Annotated in this window: 17 protein-coding genes; 8 read left to right on the forward strand and 9 right to left on the reverse strand. The window is 71.0% G+C overall.

What is annotated here, in order from left to right:
• Positions 1–27: 27 nt before the first annotated feature.
• From ACIG5F_RS13690 to ACIG5F_RS13700, 3 genes are read right to left on the reverse strand one after another with little or no spacing between them, the layout of a single operon-like run.
• A complete protein-coding gene (locus tag ACIG5F_RS13690; RefSeq protein ID WP_396517970.1) occupies positions 28–594 on the reverse strand; it encodes a MarR family winged helix-turn-helix transcriptional regulator in 567 nt (188 codons plus the stop codon).
• Positions 595–612: 18 nt separating this feature from the next.
• Positions 613–2,007: an AAA family ATPase gene (locus ACIG5F_RS13695; protein ID WP_396517971.1), complete on the reverse strand. Its 1,395-nt coding sequence runs from the start codon at positions 2,005–2,007 to the stop codon at positions 613–615.
• Between the two features lie 31 nt (positions 2,008–2,038).
• The gene (locus tag ACIG5F_RS13700; RefSeq protein WP_396517972.1) at positions 2,039–3,163 is read right to left on the reverse strand and encodes a nucleotide disphospho-sugar-binding domain-containing protein; all 1,125 of its coding nucleotides are present in this window, start codon (positions 3,161–3,163) and stop codon (positions 2,039–2,041) included.
• Positions 3,164–3,263: 100 nt separating this feature from the next.
• On the opposite strand from ACIG5F_RS13700, the gene ACIG5F_RS13705 reads away from it, so the two are divergent.
• Together ACIG5F_RS13705 and ACIG5F_RS13710 are read left to right on the forward strand one after the other, a co-directional pair.
• Positions 3,264–3,863 carry a TetR/AcrR family transcriptional regulator C-terminal domain-containing protein gene (locus tag ACIG5F_RS13705; protein ID WP_396517973.1) on the forward strand — a complete coding sequence of 200 codons (600 nt, stop codon included), beginning with the start codon at positions 3,264–3,266 and terminating at the stop codon, positions 3,861–3,863.
• A gap of 130 nt (positions 3,864–3,993) precedes the next feature.
• Entirely contained in the window at positions 3,994–6,651 is a 2,658-nt protein-coding gene (locus ACIG5F_RS13710) for a BTAD domain-containing putative transcriptional regulator (RefSeq protein ID WP_396517974.1), read from the forward strand.
• A 3-nt stretch (positions 6,652–6,654) separates the two neighbouring features.
• Here ACIG5F_RS13710 and ACIG5F_RS13715 read toward each other — a convergent pair whose 3' ends face one another.
• The 3 genes from ACIG5F_RS13715 to ACIG5F_RS13725 form a co-directional block, all read right to left on the reverse strand.
• Positions 6,655–8,007, reverse strand: a complete 1,353-nt coding sequence (locus ACIG5F_RS13715; protein WP_396517975.1) for an FAD-dependent monooxygenase — start codon at positions 8,005–8,007, stop codon at positions 6,655–6,657.
• A gap of 69 nt (positions 8,008–8,076) precedes the next feature.
• Positions 8,077–8,889: a hypothetical protein gene (locus ACIG5F_RS13720; protein WP_396517976.1), complete on the reverse strand. Its 813-nt coding sequence runs from the start codon at positions 8,887–8,889 to the stop codon at positions 8,077–8,079.
• A 358-nt stretch (positions 8,890–9,247) separates the two neighbouring features.
• Positions 9,248–9,616, reverse strand: a complete 369-nt coding sequence (locus tag ACIG5F_RS13725; RefSeq protein WP_396517977.1) for a PadR family transcriptional regulator — start codon at positions 9,614–9,616, stop codon at positions 9,248–9,250.
• 261 nt (positions 9,617–9,877) lie between these two features.
• Here ACIG5F_RS13725 and ACIG5F_RS13730 point away from each other — a divergent pair, with 261 nt between their 5' ends.
• The 3 genes from ACIG5F_RS13730 (at position 9,878) to nagA (ending at position 12,917) form a co-directional block, all read left to right on the forward strand.
• Positions 9,878–10,612, forward strand: coding sequence for an ANTAR domain-containing protein (locus tag ACIG5F_RS13730; RefSeq protein WP_396517978.1), 735 nt, complete (start codon positions 9,878–9,880; stop codon positions 10,610–10,612).
• Positions 10,613–10,771: 159 nt separating this feature from the next.
• The gene (locus ACIG5F_RS13735) at positions 10,772–11,626 is read left to right on the forward strand and encodes a hypothetical protein (RefSeq protein WP_396517979.1); all 855 of its coding nucleotides are present in this window, start codon (positions 10,772–10,774) and stop codon (positions 11,624–11,626) included.
• A 121-nt stretch (positions 11,627–11,747) separates the two neighbouring features.
• Positions 11,748–12,917 carry an N-acetylglucosamine-6-phosphate deacetylase gene (gene nagA / locus ACIG5F_RS13740; RefSeq protein ID WP_396518105.1) on the forward strand — a complete coding sequence of 390 codons (1,170 nt, stop codon included), beginning with the start codon at positions 11,748–11,750 and terminating at the stop codon, positions 12,915–12,917.
• A gap of 86 nt (positions 12,918–13,003) precedes the next feature.
• On the opposite strand, the gene ACIG5F_RS13745 is transcribed toward nagA, so the two are convergent.
• Together ACIG5F_RS13745 and ACIG5F_RS13750 are read right to left on the reverse strand one after the other, a co-directional pair.
• Positions 13,004–14,428, reverse strand: coding sequence for an amino acid permease (locus ACIG5F_RS13745; RefSeq protein WP_396517981.1), 1,425 nt, complete (start codon positions 14,426–14,428; stop codon positions 13,004–13,006).
• A 38-nt stretch (positions 14,429–14,466) separates the two neighbouring features.
• Positions 14,467–15,141, reverse strand: coding sequence for a helix-turn-helix domain-containing protein (locus ACIG5F_RS13750; RefSeq protein ID WP_396517982.1), 675 nt, complete (start codon positions 15,139–15,141; stop codon positions 14,467–14,469).
• A 172-nt stretch (positions 15,142–15,313) separates the two neighbouring features.
• Here ACIG5F_RS13750 and ACIG5F_RS13755 point away from each other — a divergent pair, with 172 nt between their 5' ends.
• From ACIG5F_RS13755 to ACIG5F_RS13765, 3 genes are read left to right on the forward strand one after another with little or no spacing between them, the layout of a single operon-like run.
• Positions 15,314–15,817 (forward strand): PH domain-containing protein, encoded by a 504-nt coding sequence (locus ACIG5F_RS13755; protein WP_396517984.1) that lies wholly within the window; start codon positions 15,314–15,316, stop codon positions 15,815–15,817.
• Complete coding sequence (locus ACIG5F_RS13760; RefSeq protein ID WP_396517986.1) at positions 15,814–17,373, forward strand: PH domain-containing protein; 1,560 nt, start codon at positions 15,814–15,816, stop codon at positions 17,371–17,373. Before ACIG5F_RS13755 ends, ACIG5F_RS13760 begins: the two co-directional genes overlap by 4 nt.
• A 27-nt stretch (positions 17,374–17,400) precedes the next feature.
• Positions 17,401–18,990 (forward strand): DUF3558 family protein, encoded by a 1,590-nt coding sequence (locus ACIG5F_RS13765; protein WP_396517988.1) that lies wholly within the window; start codon positions 17,401–17,403, stop codon positions 18,988–18,990.
• An 86-nt stretch (positions 18,991–19,076) separates the two neighbouring features.
• Here ACIG5F_RS13765 and ACIG5F_RS13770 read toward each other — a convergent pair whose 3' ends face one another.
• Complete coding sequence (locus ACIG5F_RS13770) at positions 19,077–19,373, reverse strand: zinc-ribbon domain-containing protein (protein ID WP_396517989.1); 297 nt, start codon at positions 19,371–19,373, stop codon at positions 19,077–19,079.
• Positions 19,374–19,411 lie beyond the last annotated feature (38 nt).

A 19,411-nucleotide genomic window follows, 5' to 3' on the forward strand; every position in this document is an offset into this window, starting at 1 on the left:
CGAGGGTGGGTCGGGGGGCGGGCGGGCTCAGCCGGTGGCGAGGTTGGGCAGGGGGCTGGCCTGGACCTCCTGGCGCACCTCGGCCTGCCGGGCGGTCGAGGTCTGCTCGAAGTGGTTGAGCATGTGCCGCAGCACGCGGGTCAGCTCGGCGACGCGGCGCGGGGACAGGCCTTCCAGGCTGTAGACCTCCTCGGCGTTGAACCGGGGGAACAGCTCGGTCATCAGCGCCTTGCCCTTGTCGGTCAGGGACAACACGCTCAGCCGCCGGTCGTCGGCGGGCGTGGTGCGGGTCAGCAGCCCCCGGTTGGCCAGGGTGCGGGCGACGCCGGTGAGGGTGCCCTTGGAGATGCCGCTCTCCTCGGCGACGTGGCGGGTCTCGATGTCGCCCCAGATCCACACCACCCACAGCACCACAAAACCGGTCCACGACAGGTCCACGTCGCGCAGCACGGACTGCTCGAAGTGGTTGCGCACCACCAGTGCCGTCCGGTGCAGGTTGGACAGCGCCATCATGGCCTCGACGTCGATCTCCAGGCCGCCGAGGCGTTCGCCGACGGCCTTCTCGGTCTCGCGCAGCGTGTAGTAGCCGGTCACGGCGTCAGCGTAGCCCGATCAGGCCCGGCCGAGGATGCGGCTGGTGAGTTCGTTTCGCTGCGAGGCCAGCTCGTCCAGGGTGGAGCGCAGCACGGCCTCGGTCAGCACGATGCGATCGTTGTGGATCTGGTCGAGCACGGCCCGCCGGATCAGTTCGCGTACGAACGACGCGGTGACGCCGTCCAGGGCCTCGACCAGCGCGGTCGGGTCGGGCAGGTCCAACTCGACGCCGGCGGCGTAGAGACGCAGCAGCCGCAAACGTTCGCCAGGCCCGGGCTTGGGGATCTGCACGGCCAGGTCGATGCGGCCGGGCCGGTCGGCCAGGGCCTGCTCCAGCACGTCGACGCGGTTGGTGGTGAGCACGAAGGTGACGTCGGCGTCGGCGTCGACCCCGTCGATCCGGTTGAGCAGCTCGAACAGCAGCGGGCCGCTGCCGGCCGGCCCGAGGGAGCGGTCCTGGGCGATCAGGTCGACGTCCTCGATCACCAGCACCGACGGCTGCTGCCGGCGAACCATGGCCGCGGCGGCCGGCAGCAGCCGCAGGGCCCGGCCGGACAGCACGACCACGGTGGCGTCGGTCAGCCGCGACAGCAGATAGCGCACGGTGTGGGTCTTGCCGGTGCCGGGCGGCCCGTACAGCAGCAAGCCGCGTTTGAGGTGCTGGCCGTGCGCGATCAGCCGCTCGTTGTGCTCGCGGCTGCGGACCACGTGCCGTTCCACGGTCTCCAGCACACCGTCGGGCAGCACGACCTGATCGGCGGTCAGCTCCGGACGCACCAGGAAGGACAGCAGCTCGTTGCCGCGGTGCTCGTTCATGTCCAGTTGCAGCACCGCGCCGCGGAAGGCGTTGTGTTGTCGCATCAACACGTCCACCCGGTCCCGCACGGCGGTGGCCGATTCCCGTTGCGCGGCAAGGATCTGCATCGAGCAGTTGGGCATCGGGTGCCGTTCGCTCGGCCCCCGCAGCGACAACACCACGGGCGAGCCGTCCGGGGCGACCGTGGCCACCAGGCCCAGTTGCACCGCCTCGGTGACGGCGTCCGGACCGATGGCCACAGTGGTGTAGTCGACCGCGCCGAGTTGATAAGTGCCCATCCGCTCGGCGGCGGCCAGCATCTCGATGACGTCCTGGTGCCCGCGCCCCGGGCCGGCCATCCCGAACCACTCGGCGTCGGGACTGTGCTCGGCCAGGTAGGCGTCGATGCCGCGTTGCAGGTTGACGTGTTCCCAGGAGCCGGCTTCCATGCCGACGGTCAGGATCTCGGCCAGCGGGCAGCCGACGTGTGCGCTGATCTTGGCGACGAGCGTGGACCGGCCCTCGGCGCGTATGCGGTCCTTGGCCGTTTCGACCAGTTCCACCAGCGCCGAGGCCAGCCGCCACGCGTCGGCCGACTCGAGTGTGTTCTCCCCCACACCGTCGAGTGTGGCACGACCCGGCCGTGGACTACACCAGTCTCGCCAGCCGGTGCGCCACCTCGGCCGGGCTGGGCTGCCAGGCGATCTCGTCCCGCACCTCGGTGGCGGTCTCCTGGAACTTGAGCTGCCCCAACACCTCGGCCAGCGCGTCGGCGACCTGGTCGGGCTCGTCCACGGTGAGGCCGACGCCGCGGTCGGCCATGAGCTTGGCGTTGAGCGGCTGGTCGGCGAACTTGGGCAGGGACACCTGCGGAACGCCGTAGGCCAGCGGGGTCATCACGGTGGCCGAGCCGCCGTGGTGCACGATCGCGTCGCAGGTGGGCATCAGAGCGCCCAGCGGCATCCAGCCCAGCGGCCGCACGTTGGCCGGGATCTCCCCCAGTTGCGCGACGTCGATGTCGCCAAGGGCCAACAGCACCTCGACGTCCATTGTGGACAGGCTGGCCAGGATGGCCCGCAGCGCGAAGACGCCGCCCAGCGCCGGCAGCACGCTGCCGAGGGTGACGCAGACCCGGGGCCGGCTCGGCGGCAGCGTCACCCAGCCCGGGATCACCCGGGACTCGTTGTACGGGACGTACCGCATGAGGAACTGGGTGTCGGTGGCGACGCCGCCCATGCTCGGCGGGCGGACGTCGACGGTGGCCACCGGGGTGACCGGGGCCTCGACCAGCCCGAGCCGCCCCCTGGTCGGCTCGAGGTAGTCGGCGATGTCCTGGCGCGACTGCGCCGCGTGCTCGTCCAGGCCGGCCCAGCCCAGCCGGATACCCTGCTCGACCAGCGGCACGCCCAGGTCGGCGGCGATCAGCCGGCCCGCGCCCTGCTCGACGGTGGTGATCACCAGATCCGGCCGGAAGGCCCGGGCCACCGGCAGCATGCCGTCGATCATCTGCTCGGCGAACCAGCCGAAGCCGCCCCGCTCGGCCTTGGCGTTGCCCTCCTTCATCATCCCGGCGACCGCGGCCATGAACTCGGCCCACAGGTCGCGCTCCGGCAGCGGGTCCACCACCGGCAGTCCGGCCCCGGCGGCCGCGCGGGCCCCGGCGCCGTTGTTGAGCAGCAGCACCTCGTGGCCGGCGGCCCGCAAGGCCCAGGCCAGCGGCACCGTCGGCAGGAACAGCCCGGCTCCGGGCACAGCCGTGCACAGCACTCGCATCGTCCACTCCCCCTCGATCGTCTTGAGCGGCGCTCAATTGAGCGCTGCTCAAGCTACGGTGGGTAGACTGCTCTCGTCAAGAGGCGGGAAGGGGACGCGCATGCCGCTGCGACGGGAACAGGTGGTCGAGGCCGCGCTGGAGCTGCTGGACGAGGTGGGGCTGGACGGCTTCACCACGCGGGCGCTGACCGACCGGCTCGGCGTGCAGCGCGGCGCCCTGTACTGGCACGTCAAGAGCAAGCAGGAGCTGCTGGCCGCGGTGACCGAACTGGTGCTGCGGCCGGTGTTCGCCGATGACGGCCGCGAGGGCGGGGACTGGGCCGATGACCTGGTCGAATACGCGCACCGCCTGCGCGACGCCATGCTCGCCCACCGCGACGGGGCCCGGCTGGTCGCCGCGCACGTGACCGTCAACCGGTCCGGGGTCGAGCAGCTGGCCCGCGCCCTGGAGCGGTACACCAGCCAGGGCATTCCCGTGCCCGTCGCCGCCCGCTGGGGCGACATCATCTCCAGCTACGTGACCGGCTACGTGCTCCAGGAGCAGACCGCGCCGGCCGGAACCCCGCCGGCCGACGCCGAGCCGTGGTTCCCCGACGGCCACCCCAGCAGCGCCGAGACGTTCGCCGACTCCGTGGCCACCATCGTCCTGGGCATGCGCGCCGAAGCCGCCAGTCTCACCCCCGCGAGTCACCCAGGCTGAGTCACCACCGGGCGACACACCGAATGTAGGTTTCCGGCAGAACTTGGACCCGGTCCAGGGTCTGCACGAAACCTACATTCGGTATGTCGGAGAGCGGGACTCGCGGGGGTGCGTGGTGTGGGTGGGGGTGTTGGGGGAGCTGGAGGTTCAGCGGGGCGGGGAGCGGGTCGAGGTCGGCGGGGCGATGCTGCGGCTGCTGCTGGTGCGGCTGGCGGTGGACGCGGGGCGGATCGTCACGACCGACCGGCTGATCGCCGACCTGTGGCCGGAGTCCGCGCCGGCGGAACCGGGGGCGGCGCTCCAGTCGCTGGTGGCACGGCTGCGTCGGGCCATCGGGCGGGAGGCCGTCGGCTCGCACCCGACCGGCTACCGGCTGGAGGTCCCGCCGACGGTGGTGGACGCCGTCGAGTTCGAGCGGGCCGTGGCCGAGGGCCGGCCCGGGGAGGCGCTGGCGCTGTGGCGGGGCAGTCCCTACGCCGACGCCGGTGACGCGGAGTTCGTCCGCGCGCCGATCGCCCGGCTGGAGGAGTTGCGAGCGACGGCGATCGAGGCGCGGATCGACGAGGACATCGCCGCCGGGCGGGACGTGATCGCGGAGATCGAGGAGCTGGCGGCGTCGCAGCCGCTACGCGAAGGCCTGCACGCTCGGCTGATCCGAGCCCTGACGGCCCAAGGCCGGCCGGCCGACGCGCTCGCGGCGTACGACCGGGTGCGCAAGCTGCTGGCCGATCAGCTGGGCGTGGATCCGGGTCCGGCGTTGCGGGAGGCGCACCTGGCGGCCCTGCGCACGCCGTCGACCCTCAGCAACCTGCCGGCCCGGCTGACCAGCTTCGTCGGCCGGGACCTGGAGATGGAGCAGGTGACGCGAGCGCTGGCCGGGGCCCGGCTGGTGACGCTGACCGGCACCGGCGGCGCGGGCAAGACGCGGCTGGCGGTCGAGACGGCGCAGCGGCTGCTACCGGATTTCCCCGACGGCGTATGGCTGGTCGACCTGGCGTCCACAGTGGACATAACGGCGGCCACCCGGGAGGCGCTGGCCACCGCCGACCATCCGAGCGACTACCTGGCGACGCGGAATTCCCTGCTGGTGCTGGACAACTGTGAGCACGTGATCGACGCGGCCGCCGACTTCGCGACCGACCTGCTGGTCCGGTGCCCCCGGCTGAAGGTCCTCGCCACCAGCCGGGAGCCGCTGAGCGTCACCGGCGAGACCCTGTGCCCGCTGCGACCGTTGCCCGACAACCAGGCCGTCGCCCTGTTCACCGACCGGGCCCGCGCGGTCAGCCCCGGCTTCCGGCCGACCGAGTCCATTGTGGACGTCTGCCAGGCGTTGGACGGCTTGCCGCTGGCCATCGAACTGGCCGCGGCCCGGATGCGGTCGCTCACGCCGGCCCAGCTCACCGAGCGTCTCGGCGACCGGATCGGCCTGCTGGACAAGGGAACCCGCGCCGCTCCTCAGCGACACCGCACGCTGCGGGCAGTGATCGACTGGAGCTGGGACCTGCTCGACGAGGCCGAGCGGACGCTGCTGAGCCGACTGTCGGCGTTCGCCGGCGGGGCCGACCTTCAGGCCGTCGAGCAGGTCACCGAGGGCACCCTGGACCAGCTGACGTCCCTTGTGGACAAGTCGCTGGTGGTGGCGGCCGACGAGCGTTACCGCCTGCTGGAGACGATCCGCGAATACGCTTCGTCCAAACTGGACAATGCCGGCGAGATCCGGCGACGCCACGCCGAGTACTACACCGAGCTGGTGGAGCGGGCCGAGCCGCTGCTGCGCGGCCCCGAGCAGGCGGCCTGGCTGACCCGGCTCACCGCCGAGCGGGCCAACCTGGACCAGGCGATGTCCCCGCGCATGTTCACCGCCCGGCTCTGGCTGTGGCTGGTGTTGGCGCAGCTACAGGATCCCTTGCACTGGGCCGAAACCGTCGACACCGACGAGGCCCGGCTGCTGCGCCGGCCCACCGAGGAGCTGCTGGACCGGCTGGCCCTGGAGGACGGCCCGGCCACGCTGGCCCTGGTCGTCGTGCGCAGCGGCAGCAACAGTCGGCGCATCGGCGGCATCGCCGACCGGCTGACCGCGTCCGACGACCCGTGGCGGCGGGCCGCCGGCGAGCTGCTGCACGGGTACGTCGCCTCCGAGCTCAGCGACGGCGGCATCCCCCGCGCCGAGCGCCACTTCGCCGCCGCCGTGACGAGTTTCCGTGCGCTCGGCGACCAGGTCGGGCTCACCTACGCGCTGACCTTCCTGTCCATCTCCCAGGCCAGCCGGAGCGACAACGAGGCCGCCCTCGCCGCCATCACCGAGGCGCTGGGCATGGGCGTGCACGTGCCCACGCTGCTCCAGGTCCAGTCGGCCCAGCTCCAGGCCCGCACCGGCGACACCGCCGGCGCTCGCCGCCTGCTGGAGCGGGCCGAGCAGTCCACCCCCGCCGACGATCCCGTGTCCCTGACCCGGATCCGCAACGCCCTGGCCGAGCTCGCCCGTCTCGAAGGCCGGCTCCCCGAGGCACTGTCCTGGCACCGTGCCGCCCTGGCCATCGACCATGCCAACGCCCCCGATCAGTTCCTGGCGCTGCTGCGGATGAACTACGCCCTCACCCTCACCGCCCTCGGCGACCGGGAGGAAGCCGGCCGCCAGCACGAACTCGCCGTCGAGTTGGCCATGCGCACCAAGGACGCGCCGGCCCGGGCCGTGGTGCTGGAGGCCCAGGCGGCGTGGTTCGAGGAGGGCGGTGAGCCGGAGCAGGCGGCGGCGCTGCGGGCAAGGGCGGCCGAGCTGAGGGGCTGAGGGCTACCAGCGGTCCAGGTACTGGCGGACATCCGCCGGGTCGGTGGCGATCAGGCCGAGGTAGCCGTCGGGGCGGACGACGGCGTAGCCGTGGTCGATGTCGTAGGCGGGGGCGTCGGTGACGGCGATGCCGCCGGGGTACGAGGCGTCGCCGAAGGTCAACACCGTGAAGTGGGGGCCGCGCAGGGCATCGTGGATGCGGAGGGCACCGGCGAGGCCGTCGGGGGCGCGGTCGCCGGCGCGCAGGGCGCCGGGGGACGGCCGGGTGTCGACGGAGAGCTTGCTGTCGCGGTAGTGCAGACCGAGTTGCCGCAGCACGGGATCGCTGCGGTCCATGGCGTCCCCGCTGCGGGCGATGCCCCGGTCGAACAGCTTGTTGCTGATGCCGAGCACCTCGGCGGCGATGGGCAGGCGCTCGTCCTCGTAGCTGTCGAGCAGCTCCTCGGAGCCGGAAGCCAGCTTCCAGCCGAGGTTGTACGCGTCCTGCACGCCGGTGTTGAGCCCCTGCCCGCCGGCGGGAGTGTGCACGTGGGCGGCGTCGCCGGCCAGGAACACGCGGCCGATGCGGTAGCGGTCGACCATCCGCACGTTGGCCCGCCACCGGCTTAACCACCCGACGTCGGTGAGCGTGTGCCCGGTGACCGAACGAACCAGCGAGGTCAGGTCGGTCTCGTCGTAGCGGGTGGTGGTGAGCTGGAAGGTGTCGGTGCCGGCCATCGGGCACAGCGCCAGCACCGGCCCCTCGGCGGTGGTCCAGATGTGCCAGTGGTCCCGATCGAGGCCGTCGATCTTCACGTCGGCGATCTGGAGCCGGTGCTGCTCAAAGGTCTCACCAATGAAATCGACGCCGGCGGCCTTGCGCACGCCGCTGCGACCGCCGTCGGCCCCGACGAGATAGCGGGCCCGCACCGGCCGGCCGTCGAGCACGGCGGTGACGCCCTCGTCGTCCTGGGTGAAGCCCTGGAACTCCACGCCGGTCTCGACGTGGCCGCCGAGTTCGGTGAGCCGGTCCCGCAGGATCGCGGCGGTCCGCCACTGCGGCAGCATCAACGGATTCGGGTACGGCACATCGGGTCGCGGCTCGACGGTCGGGCCCATCACCCGCTCCCACACGACCTGCCCGTCCTGGTACGCCCGCATCGGCGGATACGGCCCGCCGTGGGCCAACGCGGCGTCGATCACGCCGAGGTCGGCGAACACCTCGAGGGTGCGGGGCTGGATGCCCTTGCCGCGGGAGCCGGCGAAGTCGCCGGGGTCGTGGTCCACGATGCGGTGCGCCACCCCGCGGCGGGCGAGTTCGACGGCGAGGGTGAGGCCGGTCGGGCCGGCCCCGACGATGAGGATTTCGGTGTCCATGGCGGACAAGCTGGCAGCGCCCGCTGTCAGGCGACCGACAGGCTGCTGCCGGCCATCGGTGCGGCGCTGTCAGCGCTCTCGTCGCCCGGTGTCGACGAGGAAGTCGTCGAACAGGTTGGGCAGGTAGGCCAGCAGCAGCCCCAGCGCGGAGAAGGCGCCGCCGACGGGGTTGAGCCGGGACAGCGCCCACGCGAAGGCGCAGCCGCGGTAGGCCGGCACGGGCGTGGAGACGTCGGTGAACCAGGTCAGGAACGGCACGCGCAGCTCGCGGATGCGCGGATTGACCACCGGGCCGGCCAAGGCCAGCAGCGCGGTCGGCTCGTTGCGCATGGCCCAGCGGTACACCTGGGAGAACTGGTAGAACCGCCACTCGGCGGCGGAGGGGGCGACGCCGAGCGTGCGGGCCAGGGCCACGCCGTGCTCGGTGGCGGCCTGCTCGGCCCGGCTCCACGCCGCGTCGTGCACGCTGCGCCGGTCCAGCTCGCCGTCGCCGAGGCGGCGTAAGTAGCTGGCCCATTCGGCCGACCCGGGATTGCCGTAGGTGTCCTCGGACAGGCCGAGCGCGATGGCCGTGCCGCGCTCCAGACCCTCCAGAATGGACGCGTCCACAATGGACATCCAACTGCCCGGGCGGGCCAGCTCGCCGTCCCGGAAGAATTCGAGCACACCTTCGATATTGCGCCACCGAGCTGGGTCAACGCCCAGTCGCACGACCCAGTCGGCCTGCACGTCGCGCAGAAAGTCCAGCCGGTCGGCCACATGCATGTGGTCCAGCTCGGCGAGGGTGAGGCCGAGCGGGCGCGCCGGGGCTCTGCGGACGCGCGGGACCGCTCCCGGCGCGACCGGCGCGCAGGTGTCGGTCATCACACTACGGGCGTACACCAGAACGACTCCCCGATCGCAAGACAAGACAGCGCCCGAAAATCGTATCCGCCCCGAATGGGTGCTCTTGTCGTCACATCGGGCGAACCACTGCCGCCGACCAGCCGATCTTGGTGAACACCCAGCTCACCGAGACTGTCTAGTGTGGCCGGTCACGCCGAAACTTAAGAAACTGTTGACCCAACCGGGGAAGAGGACCACACACGGTGCGTGTTCGGTCACCGGCCGGCACCGATCCGCTCACGGTTCGGTCACCCGGTATTGACTCCACAGTGGACACAGGTGCCGGCGTCGGACGTCAGCCAGGCTGCCAACCGGGCTAAGCCAAGGGCATTCGGTGTTTATTGTCAACGAACTCTCAGCGCTGGAACCGATAGACCGCCGCGCCCCGGGTGTTCTCGGCGCGGCGGGCGTACCGGTGCAGGAAGGCGTCGATCGACGCGCGGGTGCGGGTGAGCGCGGCGGCGGACTCGGCCAGCACCGTGGCCCCGTTGGCGGTCAGGTGGTACATCCGCCGGGCCGGCCCCGGGGTGGCGGTGGTCCAGCTGGAACAGACCAGCCCGGCCCGCTCCAGGTTGCGCAGCGCCCGGTAGATGCCACTGGCGTCGTTGTCCACGCCGCACAACAGGCGCAGCCGCTCGATGAGCTCGTAGCCGTGGTCCGGCCGCTCGTCGAGCAACAGCAGCAGGCATGGCTGGACGAAGTTGCGCGGTTCCCCCTCGCGCATCAGGCGACCCGGTCCACTGAATTCATGCCGTCCTCCACGTCGAATTCTCGGCCGTGACCCCGACCAAGGATAAAACCGAAAGACTGCCCCGCACAGGGAGACCGCAGCGTCCAATCGGGTACCGCCGGAGCCCCGTTCACCGGCATAATCGGGTAGGCAGCCGCCGAAAGGTAGAGTGTGCTCTGGTCCGACCGGAACAACCGCTACCCATTTGGCCTGATAACCTGCGGGAGCCCGGCGCGGCACAGGTACGGTTCAACGATGACCGCGATCTCCCCGGCGCGGCTGGCGGAAACGTTCGCCCGCATCGCCGATACCCTCGTCGACAACTTCGACCATGCCGAGTTCGCGCGATTCCTGGCCGCCCGAGCACGGGAAACGTTGCTCGTTCCCGCCGTCGGCGCGGTTCTCGTCGATCATCGGGGCCAGGCCCACATCGGGCACTCCGGACCCGATCGGCTCGCCGCCTCGCCATTGTGGCCGCTGCTGCGCGGCGACGGGCCGAGCATGGAGTGCCACCGCACCGGCACCGCGATCGTGGTGCCCGACACCGAGCAGCGAAACAACCGGTGGAACCGTTTCCTTGCAGAAGCACGTGCATCTGGCTTCGGCTCGCTGGCCGCCGTGCCGTTACGGGTCCGAGAAACCACGATCGGGGCCTTGACAGTGCTGCGGGCCGAGCGCGGAACGCTGTCGGATCAGGACAACCGAATCGTCGAGGCGATGGCCCTGGCCGCCGCCGCTGGCGTGCGAAGACTTGACGACCTGACCCAGGCGCAAACGCTGGCCGCGCAGCTGCAGACCGCGTTCAGCAGCCGAATAGTGATCGAACAAGCCAAAGGCGTGCTGGCCGAACGGCACGGCAGCTCGGTGGACGGCGCATTCGGCGCACTTCGCGAGTACGCCAGGCGGCGCAACCTCCGGCTGGCCGACCTCGCGAACGCGGTGGTCACCGGATCGGAGCAGGTGCCGCCGCTGCCGCCGGCAACGAAGTGATCTTCGTCCTGATGGGTTGCGGCACTAATTTTCCGGGTGCAAAGTTGACCCTGAATGGCCGAATTCACCGTGCATTGTCGCCGGCACTCGCCCATCGCACCGCTCCGGACCCTGGCGGATCACACCACTTGTCGTGAGAAGTACCAGGGGAGGTGCGCCTTGTCCGGGTGGGTGTCCGTCTCGGCCCGGCGGTCCGCGTACACCGGTGAGCCGTTGAGTCGGGCCAGCACCGCGGTCGGTGACCTGGCGGGCCACGGGCTCGACTTCTGCTCCGCGGGGCAGCGGCGGTTCCGGGCCCTGCTGGCCCTGTTGGCCTGCAACACCGACACCGGCGGCGAGAACCAGTTGACGCGCTGGCAACTCGACTGGTCGGTGGCCGGGCGCATCACCTACTCCCCCGAGCAGCACGCGCTGGTGGTGCTCACGCCCATTCCGCACCTGCTCGCCTCGGCCGCCCTGGTGCATCCGGACCCGGTGCGGCGTCAGGGGTTGCCCGGCCTGCGGCCGCTCAACGCGCACCCGGACGGGCTGTGGTTCCGGATGCGGCACGTGCCGACCCGCACGCTGCTGCGCATCGAAGCCGTCGAATCCGAGGGCGCGGCGGTGCATCCGCAGGTGCCGATCGCGTGGGAGATCGCCAGCCGCAGCTGGGAGATCCTGGCCGAGGAGGACACCGCGCTGCGCTCGGTGCCGCCGATGCACGTGGACGCCGAGCAGCTGCTGGCCGCGGTGGTGGTCCGTTTGGGCACGGACGAGCCGGACGGGCGGTGGCACGTGGGCGCGACGTTGGCCCGTGCGCACAACCGGGGCGCGCCCTCGCCGCTGCGCTCGCTGTGGGGCCGGGGCCGGCACTGGCAGCTGGCCTGCCGGGACCGGGCCACCGTGACCGGGCTGTGCGGGGCGCTGACCGGGCCGGAGATCGGCCTGGCCGGGGCGGTGACGCTGGAGCGGACCCGGTCCACGGCGTTGATCGGCCACCGGGAGGCCACGCTGCGTCTGGTCGGTCCCGGCTGACGCGCCGTCGCACATAGTGCTCGTGTGCGGACCGTCGCGTCCGATAAGGTCTATACCAATACCGCCAAGCTGCCGTGGCGGCAGTCGGACCCTGACGCCTAGTCCAGGAGGCACCGTGTACCTGCTGCGCCACGCCCGGCTCGTGTTGCCGGGGGGAGTCGTCGACGACGGCCGCCTCGCCGTCGACGGCGAATGGATAACCGAGCTGGGGTCCGGCGCCAACGGCGGCCCGCACCCCGGCATCCAGGTCGTCGACCTCACCGGATACGTGGTGGCGCCGGGCTTTGTCGACACCCACGTGCACGGCGGCGGCGGCGCCTCCTTCGGCGTGGACCTCGACCAGGCGCGCCACGTCGTCGACTTCCACCGCGCGCACGGCACCACCACCACCATCGCCAGCACCGTGACGATGGCGCTGCCCGACCTGGAACGCGCGGTGGAAGGGCTGTCCGGGCTGGTGCAGGACGGGCTGCTGGCCGGCATCCACCTGGAGGGCCCGTTCATCAGCAAGGCCCGCTGCGGCGCGCACGATCCGGCGCTGCTGCGCGAACCCGAGGAGCAGGTCGTGGCCCGGCTGCTCAAGCGCGGGCACGGGGCCGTGAAGATGGTGACGCTGGCGACCGAGCTCACCGGCGGCCTGCGCGCGGTGCGGCAGCTGACCGACAACGGCGTGATCGCCGCCTTGGGGCACACCGATTCCAGCTACGAGCAGGCCCGCGAGGCCATCGACGCCGGCGTCACCGTGGCCACCCACCTGTTCAACGCCATGCGCGGCCTGCACCACCGCGAGCCCGGGCCGATCGCCGCGATGCTGGAGTCCGAGACCGTGGCCGTCGAACTGGTCAACGACGGCCACCATCTGCACGACGCCGCCGTGGAACTGGCCTTCCAGGCGGCAGGGCACGACCGCGTCTCGCTGATCACCGACGCGATGAGCGCCGCCGGCGCCGGCGACGGCCGCTACGAACTGGGCCAGCTGGCCGTGCAGGTGACCGACGGCGTGGCCCGGCTGGCCGACAACGGCTCCATCGCCGGCTCCACCCTGACCATGGACGCCGCCTTCCGCCGAGCAGTCCTCGTGAACGGCATCGCCCTGGAGCGGGCCGCCGCCGCCGCGGCCACCACCCCGGCCCGGGTGCTGGGCATCGGCGACCTCGTCGGCTCCCTGGAGGTCGGCAAGCGGGCCGACCTGGTGGTGCTGGACGAGAGCCTGCACGTGGTCGGCGTGATGTCCCGCGGCCGCTGGGTCACCGAGGTCCCCACCCCCCTCACCACCGCCGACGCCCCATAACCCCCCTTTTTCCGCTTGGAAGGGGGCTTTCCTACACTCGGAGTGGAGGAAAGCCCCCTTCCAAGCGCGAAGGCCGTGATGGGGCGTCAGGGTAGGTGGCCGGGTTTGGTGGCCGCGGCGATCTCGCGGACCCGTTTGCGCACGGCGAACCAGCCGATCACCAGCAGCAGCGCCACGCCGGGGATGCCGTAGATCATGATGCGGCCGGCCGGCACGTCCCAGTAGCTCAGGGCCAGCACCAGCACCAGGAAGGCCAGCGTCAGGTAGTTGGTGGCCGGGGCCCACGGCAGCCGGTAGGCCGGCCGCTCGAGCTCCCCGCGCCGGGCCTTCCGTTGCAGGGCCAGGTTGCAGATCATGATCATCGACCACATGCTGAGGATGCCCAGCGCCGAGAAGTTCAGCGCGATCTCGAAGGACTCGCCCGGCACCACCAGGTTGAGCACCACGCCCAGCACGTACACGCAGGCGGTCAGCAGCACGCCCCCGTACGGCACGCCGCTGCGGCTCATCACGCCCAGGAACTTCGGCGCGGAGCCGGACGTGGACAGCGACCGCAGGATCCGGCCGGTCGAGTACAGACCCGAGTTGACGCTGGACAGGGCCGCGGTCAGCACGACGATGTCCATGATGCCGGCCGCGCCGGGCACGCCCAGCGAGGACAGGAAGGTGACGAATGGGCTGACGTCCTTGTCGTACGAGCTGGACGGCATGAGCATCACCAGCAGCAGCACCGAGCCGACGTAGAAGATCGCGATGCGCCAGCCGACCGAGTTGACCGCCTTGGGGATCACCTTGCGCGGCTCGGCCGTCTCGCCCGCGGCCACGCCGACCATCTCGATCGCCGCGTAGGCGAACACCACGCCTTGCAGGATCAGCACCGCCGGCAGCAGGCCGTGCGGGAAGAAGCCGCCGTTGTCGGTGATCAGCTGCGGCCCGGTCACGTGCCCGTCGACCGGAGTTCGGGAGACCAGCACCACGATCGCCGTGACCATGAACCCGACCAGGGCCAGCACCTTGATCGCGGCGAACCAGAACTCCAGCTCCCCGAACAGGGTCACCGACACCATGTTCACCGCCAGCACGAGCACCAGCGCGCCCAGGGCCGGAATCCACTGCGGCACGTCGGGCCAGAAGAACTGCACGTACTTCGCCGCCGCGGTCACGTCGGCCACGCCGCTGCACGCCCAGTTCAGGAAGTACATCCAGCCCACGAAGAAGGCCGACCGCTCGCCCAGGAACTCCCGCGAGTACGACACGAACGAGCCGGAGCTGGGACGGTGCATGACCAGTTCGCCCATGGCCCGCACCACGAAGAACGCGAACACGCCGGCGATGGCGTAGACGATGGCCAGCGACGGGCCGGCCGTGACCAGCCGCCCGCTCGCGCCGAGGAACAGTCCCGTGCCGATGGCGCCGCCCATGGCGATCATCTGCACCTGACGGCTCTTGAGCCCCTTGTGGTAGCCGGCGTCCCCGTCGTCGACGGTGACGGCCTCCGTGCTGTGCGACATGTGACCCCTTCGGCGCCGTTTTTGACGTCCACTCCGCCCTACCGGACGAAGATCCCCTTCGGCCTTGCGGTGTCCGGGTGGGTTACCGCTTCCCCGCGCGGTGCCAGCACGGATGCCGGTCTTACCTGCGCTCCACGGTCGTTTCGACTCTCCCGGTGTCCCCGCGCGAGCACGTTGCGAGCCGCATTGACGTCCCGGTCGTGGACAGCGCCGCACCGGCACGTCCACGACCGGACCGACAGCGGCTTGGGCCCGTCGAGGCGTTCGCACCGCGAGCACGGCACGTCGCCGATCTTCGGCAGCCGCAGACTGCCGTTGTCCAGCACCACGAACCGGGCGTCGCGGGTGAAGCGAATCGCCTGCCGGTTGTCCTCACGCGAGCGGAACCGCGGCGGCGCGACCGTGCGGCCTGCGCGATTGCCGCTGATCGAGGCGAAAAAGTCGTGGTAGGCCGCGTTCAGATCAGCCAGAGCCTGTTGCAGCACCACTGCGGACACCTCACCCAGCCACGCCCGCTCCGGCCTGGTCTTGGCGTGGGTGATGACCCGCTTGGACAACTCGCCATCCGAAATGTGAGGCAGGCCTTCGGTGCGGGCTTCCTGTCTGATCCGCAGCCCGTCGTTGAACACCACCCGCGCGCACCCGAACGCACGTGCCAGCGCCCCCTGCTGGCCGAGCGTCGGATAGACCCGATAGTTGTACCGGAGCTGCACGACGACATCATGTCATTGATCCATGACTGATTGTGACAGTGTTCGAGCTGCTCACTCCCACGTGGCGAAGGCGACCTCGCGCACCTGCCTCCGACCAGGGATCCGTCACGGGCGCCCGTGACATCTGTCCCGGGTGAGCGGGTTGTCGGTGGTGCATGGTTTGCTCGTGGACGTGAGTGAGACGACGGGCGTGCGCCTGCGGGCGCCACAGCACCGGATCAGCCGGAAGGCGATTCCCTACTGGACGGTGCGGGCGCTGCCGGGGTGGATCGTGCTGCTGGCGGTCGAGGTGGCGGGGCTGATCCTGCCCAGCACCTCGCCGGGGCCCTGGCTGGTGGCGGTGATCGTGGTGACGGCGGTGGCCGCGGTGGCGCACCTGGCGGTGATGCCGAGCTGGCGCTACCGGGTGCACCGCTGGGAGGTCACGCCGACCGCCGTCTACACCCAGTCCGGCTGGTTCGACCAGGAGTGGCGGGTCGCGCCGCTGAGCCGGATCCAGACCGTGGACACCGAGCGCGGGCCGTTCGAGCAGCTGTTCGGACTGGCCAAGGTCACCGTGACGACCGCGTCGGCGGCCGGCCCGCTGCACATCATCGGGCTGGACCTGGAGGTGGCCCGGCAGCTGGTGGACGAGCTGGCAACCGCGACCGCGGCCAGCAAGGGTGATGCGACGTGAGCGAGCACTCCCTGGACGTCGCGCCGGCGCCGCCGCTGAACGAGCCGCCGGAGTGGTTGCGGCTCAACGGCTGGATGGTGCTCATCAAGCCGCTCAAGGAGATCGTCGGCGCGGCGGTGCCGCTGATCGTCGTGTTCGTCGCCGGCACCACCACCAACACCCCGTGGCGCTGGGTGAGCCTGCTCGGCGTGGCGTTCCTGATCGCACGGGGCATCACGCACTGGGCCACGGCTCGCTACCGCATCACCGACGCGCAGGTCGAGCTGCGCTCGGGTCTGTTCAACCGCCGGACGCGGGCGGTGCCGCGGGACCGGATCCGGACCGTGGACATCACCTCGGAGTGGCAGCACCGGCTGGCCGGGCTGAGCGCGTTGAAGATCGGCACGGGTCGTCATGACAAGGGCAAGGACGACGAGCTGATCCTGGACGCCATCACCAAGGACGAGGCCGAGCGGCTGCGCACCCTGCTGCTCACCAAGACCACGGCCGTCCCGGTTGGACAGTCCGATGTGGACACCGCCGGCCCGGCTCCCGCGCCCGCGGAGACCGAGCTGGTGCGGGTGGACCGCCGCTGGACCTGGTACGCGCCGTTCACGCTGTCCGGCATCGCCGTGGTCGCCGCGGCCTTCGGCGCGCTCTGGCACTTCGCCAACGAGCTGCACCTGCGGCCGGACGACATCCAGCTCCTGCACACCGTCGTCGACCTGGTCGGCACGTCCTCGCTGTGGCTGCTGATCCCGGCGATCGCGGTGGCGCTGCTGGTGATCGCCACCATCGCCTCGGTGCTCGGCTACATCCTGTCCTACTGGAACTTCACGGTGACGCGGGAGCCCAGCAGCGGCACCCTGCACATCCGGCACGGCCTGCTCAACACCCGCTCGGTGTCGATCGAGGAGGCCCGGCTGCGCGGCGTCGAGGTGAAGGAGACGCTGCCGCTGCGTCTGGTGCACGGCGGCCGGGCGACCGCCGTGGTCAGCGGCCTGCGCCACGGCCGCGGCGACGAGCGCGCCGGCGGCCTGCTGCTGCCCGCCGCCCCGCTGGCCGAGGCGCATCTGGTGGCGGCCAAGGCATTGCGCGAGCCCACCGACCCCACCACCGCGCCGCTGACCGCGCACCCGAGGGCGGCGCTGCGCCGTCGGCTCACCCGGGCCGTCCTGTCCGTGCTGGCGCTGGCCGCGATCGCGTGGATCGGCTCCCTGCTGGACATCCTGCCGTTCTGGGTGACGATCGTGTTCCTGGTGCTGACGCCACTGTCAGTCTGGGTCGGCTTCGACCGCTACCGCAGCCTCGGACACACCCTCACCCACGGCTACCTGATCACGCGATCCGGCTCCCTGGTCAGGGAAACCGTGGCGCTGCGCAGTGACGGCATCATCGGCTGGCGGCTGCATTCCTCCTACTTCCAACGCCGCGCCGGTCTGGCCACCCTGGTCGCCACCACCGCCGCCGGGCGGGGCGGCTATCACGTGACCGACGCCGGCATCAGCCAGGCGCTGGCCTTCGCCGACGACGTCGTCCCCGATCTGGTGGCCCAGTTCCTGGAACCGGCCACATAGGACAACGCCGGTGTTAGGGTCCGAACCATGGCTTGGAGCAGGGGGATTGCCGCCGTCCTGGCGGTGTTGGCGCTGGGCGGCTGCGGGGGCATAGCGGGGCAGGCCTCGCCGCAACTGGGCGCGCAGCCCGGTCCGGCGAAGCCGCCGCCGGACCGTGACGGCGGCGCGGTGTTCACGGCCATGCGGCAGCTGGACGCCTGCGCATTGATGGACGGCCCGGGCATGGCGGCGGCCGGCCTGCCGGCGAACTCGCGGCCGACGCCGACGGCCCCGCACTCGTGCTCGTTCACGGTGGACCGCTTGCTGGACGACAGCGTCGAGGTCGTCACCGGCTCGGACTGGAGTTCCGGGGCCGCGTACATCGAGGCACCGCTGACCATCGCCGGCGCCAAGGCCTACCGGTACGACAACAGCTCGGCCGGGCACTCCGACTGCACGATCGACATCCCGGTCAGCTTCGGCATGGCCGTGCAGGTCCGGTCCCGGGCCGGCTACCAGTCCAGGACCAACTCCTGCGCCCAGGCCAAGACCGCCGCCGCCACGGTCATCGGCAAGCTGGGCAACCCGGACGCGGTGACCGTGCCGGCGTCGCGGCCGCTGGCCAACTGGGACGGCTGCTCGCTGCTGACCAGGGCGCTGGGCGATCTCGACCCGAAGAAGGTCAAGCTGGAGCACAGCGACTCGCTCGCGCCGCTCGACGGCTGCCTGGCCAGGCCGGCCGACAGCAAGGACGTCTCGGACAAGGTCGGCCAGGTTGACCTGAAGTACGGCTCGGATCCGCTCAGCGGCGCGAACCGCAAGCCCGAGCCGGTCGGCGACAAGACCGCCAACGTCTTCGACGGTGGCAACTTCTGTGACGTGTCATGGGGTCTTGGCCCCTCGGGCTCGCCGGAGAAGTTGAACGACACCACCGTCGTCGACGTGAAGATGAAGGACTGCGACTCGGCCAAGGCGCTGGCCGTGAAGATCCAGAAGGTGCTGGCCGGCCCGGCGCCGTCCGGCGACAAGCCGCAGCGGCCGCTGCTCTACGGGCCCGACGACCCGGACAGCGTGGGAGTCGGGGCATGCCTCGACTTCTCCGTGCACGACGGCAATTGCGTGCCGTACCGACCGTTCACGCTGCCGGCCTCGTTCGCGGACTGGTTCCCGGAGACCGACACCCAGCCGTCGATCGGCTGCGCCATCGCCGTGGACGCGGTCAAGGCGGTGTTCGGCGACACCTTCGCACCCGTGGTGTGGGGCCAGCACTGCTTCTTCGTGGAGCCGACGCACGCGCTGACCATCACCATCGACGTGGCCACGGTGTACGCGCCGGCGCGCTACGGGTCCGATCCGTCGCTGTACTCCAACATCCGGACCACGACCGTGTCCGGCAAGCAGGCCAAGACGTTCACCGACACCGTGCGCGGGGCCAAGCCCGGCGAGCCGGCCTACGGCGAGTACGACGTCTACGTGTCGCCGTCCGACAACATCAACCAGCCCGGCATGATCGCCGGCCTCATCAAGGCCGACCGGCCCCGCGGCAGCGGCAGCAGCGGCGACGTCAAGCCGGACATCAGCCGGCTCAAGGACCTCGACCAGGTCATGGCCAAGATCATCGCCAAGTACGTGCCCTGACCCGAACCATCGCTTCGACGCTTGGAAGGGGGCTTTCCTCCACTCCGAGTGTAGGAAAGCCCCCTTCCAAGCGCGAAAGAAGAGCGTCAGCCCTGGTTTTGGGGGAGGTGCTGGTGGTCGGGGGCGGCCGGCTGCTGGGCGGCGGTGTTCTGCTCGACCAGGGCCTGGGCCTGCTCCTTGGCCAGCTCGCTGGCGTAGCCGCAGTAGGTGCACTGGAGCTGGTAGCGGCTGCTGACCGGGAACAGCGGGATGAAGAACAGCGTGAACTTGGTGGTGAACTTCCGCAGCGCGTGCGCCGCCGGGTTGTGGCAGTTGTTGCAGACGAGCATGGTCATCAGCAGCTGCTGCACGTATCTGCGGGTACCCCAGATCAACAGGAACACGTTTCTCCACCCCTAATTGGTCGAAACCAGACGGACGG

Source organism: Kutzneria sp. NPDC052558, assembly GCF_044547355.1.
Classification (GTDB): domain Bacteria; phylum Actinomycetota; class Actinomycetes; order Mycobacteriales; family Pseudonocardiaceae; genus Kutzneria.